Genomic DNA, 2,617 nt, shown 5'->3' on the forward strand with positions numbered 1-2,617 from the left:
GCGAGTTCGCAGGTCGGGACCTCAGCGCCGCTGCACCGCCGCCACCAGCCGCGCCATCACCTCCCCGTCGCCCTCGACCGTCAGCTCCCCCGCCTCGACCGCCTCGGAGAGCGGGCGCTCGTGGGACAGAACCGACTGCAGCGTGTCGTGGTCCGTCGTCACCGCGACGTCCGGGGACCGCGGCTCCTCGCCGCGCCGCACCGCGGTCAACTCGCCGTCGGCGACCTCCACCCCGTACACCTCGCGCTCCAGCTCTATGCGGTAGCTCGCCGACCACGCCGCATGCGGCTGCGGCTGGAAGTAGGCGCGCAGCCCGAGCAGAACGGTGTCGGAAGTCAGCACCCCCTCCAGCGGTATCACCGGTGAACGCAGCCCCCACCTGCGCAAAGCGGCGAAGACCGGCTCCAGCTCGCTGCCCCACTCCGTCAGCTCGTACACCTTCGCCGAGGCGGGCGGCGGCAGCGCACGATGCGCGAGCACACCGAACCGCTCCAGGTCGCGCAGGCGTTGGGACAGCACGCTGGGTCCGATGCCGGGGAGCGCGGCCTGCAGGTCCGCGTATCGCCGGGGGCCCAGGCGCAGCTCGCGCACGACGAGCAGCGCCCAGCGCTCCCCGATCATGTCGAGCGCGTGGGCGATCGGGCACGCCTGCCCGTAAGTCCGCCTCTCGTCGCCGCTGCCCCTCGCCATCGCCGCTCCCCTTCCATCCTCCCAAATTTTCACTACGAAAAATATAGCACAAGCTTCGAGAAATGTAGTAGTCTCCGGAAAAGCCAGGTGAGGGAGGCAAGTCATGGACGGCACGGCGGAAGTCCGGCCCGCGGCCGAGCGGTTGGTGCGGGTCGGTGATGTCGAAATCTGTACGCAGGCGTTCGGTGCGGCCGCGGATCCGCCGATCCTGCTGATCGGGGGCGCCGAGGCGTCGATGGACTGCTGGGAGGACGGCTTCTGCTCACGCCTCGCCGCGGCCGGGAGGTACGTCGTCCGCTTCGATACACGCGATACGGGCCGGTCCACGACGTTCCCGGTGGGTGCGCCGACGTACGGCGGCGAGGACCTGATCGCCGACGTGGTCGGGCTGCTCGACGCACTCGGCCTCGACTCCGCGCACCTCGTGGGCGTCTCGATGGGCGGCGGAATGGCACAGCTCGTCGCGGTGCGGCATCCCGGCCGAATCGCCTCGCTGACGTTGATCTCCACGAGCCCCGCGACACCGGGCGGGCCCGATCGCGCCGAGTTGCCGCCGATGAGCGAGGAGCTGGCCCGGAAGTTCGCGGAACCCCAGCCGGGGCCGGACTGGTCGGACCGGGAGTCGGTCATCTCCCATTTCCTCGCCGGTGAGCAGACCTTCGCCGGCACCATCCCCGTGGACGAGCAGCGGGTACGCCGCGTCGCCGGCCGGGCTTTCGACCGCAGCCCCGTCCCCGCCGCAGCCGCCAACCACTGGCTGCTCGACGATAAAGAGGAGCCGTCCGCGCAGTCGCTCGGCGACATCACCGCCCCGACCCTCGTGCTCCACGGCACGCACGACCCGCTGTTCCCCTACGCCCACGGCGAGGCGCTGGCACGCGAGATCCCGGGGGCCACGCTCGTACCCCTGACCGGCATGGGGCACCAGATGCCACCCCCGGAGCTGTGGGACACGGTCATATCCGCGCTCGTCCCGCACACGGCCGCGGCCGGAGGCTGACCGGCCCGCGGCCGAACGGCCAACGTGCGGTGGCCCGGCGGCGCGGGCCCAAGGCACAAGCCAGGGCACGGTCGGTCAGGCCGGGTGGCCGGGGCGTGGACGCCGGGGTAGCGGGGCGGCTGAAGGGCGGGCCCAGGCTGCGCGCGCGGGCGGGAGAGGTCAGAGGATGCGCGCGGCGCGGGCGGCGGTGATCCAGCCGGGGAACTGTGAAAGGAGGCGGTCGTAGAGCTGTGGATCGGGGAGGCCACTGATGTCGTCGACGGCGAAGAACCCGACGTTGTCGACGCGGCGGCCCACGAGGCTGTCGAGCCGTTCCAGTACGCCGTAGTCGGCGGCGCCCAGGCCCACGAACTGCCAGAAGACCGGCTCCTCGACCGCCTCACGCAGCTCGCGCTCGATCTCGGCGTTGCGGTAGACGCCGCCGTCCGAGAAGAACAGCACGAGTGTGGGATCGGGTGCCGGGTTCTCGCGGACGAAGGCGCGGACTTCGGCGATGACCTTCTGCTCTTCGTTCTGGATACCGACCGTCCGCATGTCGATCTGGCCGTTCTCCAGCCCCTTGCGCTTCTTGCGGGGGCGGAAGAGGGCCAGTTGCCCAACCCGTACGTGCAGTCGCAGCCACTCGGGGAGATCCCCCAGGAGCAGGTCCGGAAGCCGGGCCGGATGGGAGGCGAACGTCCACGCCTGCATGGCACCGTCGTCGTCCAGCTCCGCGGCGACCGCGGCCACCCGCTCGACGACGTCGGCGACGACCCCCTGCGTGTAGAGGCGGGTCATGGAACCGGATGCGTCCAGGACGACGATGACGCGGGCGGAGACACCAGCGGCCCCGTGCTTGCGCAGGCTGACGGCCACCTGCTCCTTGCGCAGCGACAGCCGCTTGCGCATGTCGACGGGCAGGTGCTCCTCGCCCTTGACCAGGCGCGG

3 protein-coding genes are annotated in these 2,617 nt (G+C 71.3%); 1 reads left to right on the forward strand and 2 read right to left on the reverse strand.

Annotated elements, in window-relative coordinates:
* Window positions 1-21: 21 nt before the first annotated feature.
* Window positions 22-690, reverse strand: coding sequence for a winged helix-turn-helix transcriptional regulator (locus H5J30_RS26550; RefSeq protein WP_181789865.1), 669 nt, complete (start codon window positions 688-690; stop codon window positions 22-24).
* A gap of 103 nt (window positions 691-793) precedes the next feature.
* Here H5J30_RS26550 and H5J30_RS26555 point away from each other — a divergent pair, with 103 nt between their 5' ends.
* On the forward strand, window positions 794-1,690 hold the full coding sequence (locus H5J30_RS26555) for an alpha/beta fold hydrolase (protein WP_181789866.1): 897 nt from the start codon (window positions 794-796) through the stop codon (window positions 1,688-1,690).
* Between the two features lie 159 nt (window positions 1,691-1,849).
* Here the strand turns inward: H5J30_RS26555 and H5J30_RS26560 are convergent.
* Window positions 1,850-2,617 (reverse strand): vWA domain-containing protein (locus H5J30_RS26560; RefSeq protein ID WP_181789867.1); only part of this gene is annotated, 768 nt, incomplete at its 5' end.

This window comes from Streptomyces phytophilus, from assembly GCF_013870535.1.
Taxonomy (GTDB): domain Bacteria; phylum Actinomycetota; class Actinomycetes; order Streptomycetales; family Streptomycetaceae; genus Streptomyces; species Streptomyces phytophilus.

Bases quoted from the DNA above. Each gene is read 5' to 3' on its own strand.
- H5J30_RS26550 (WP_181789865.1), bottom strand. From the start codon at position 690: ATGGCGAGGGGCAGCGGCGACGAGAGGCGGACTTACGGGCAGGCGTGC.
- H5J30_RS26555 (WP_181789866.1), top strand. From the start codon at position 794: ATGGACGGCACGGCGGAAGTCCGGCCCGCGGCCGAGCGGTTGGTGCGG.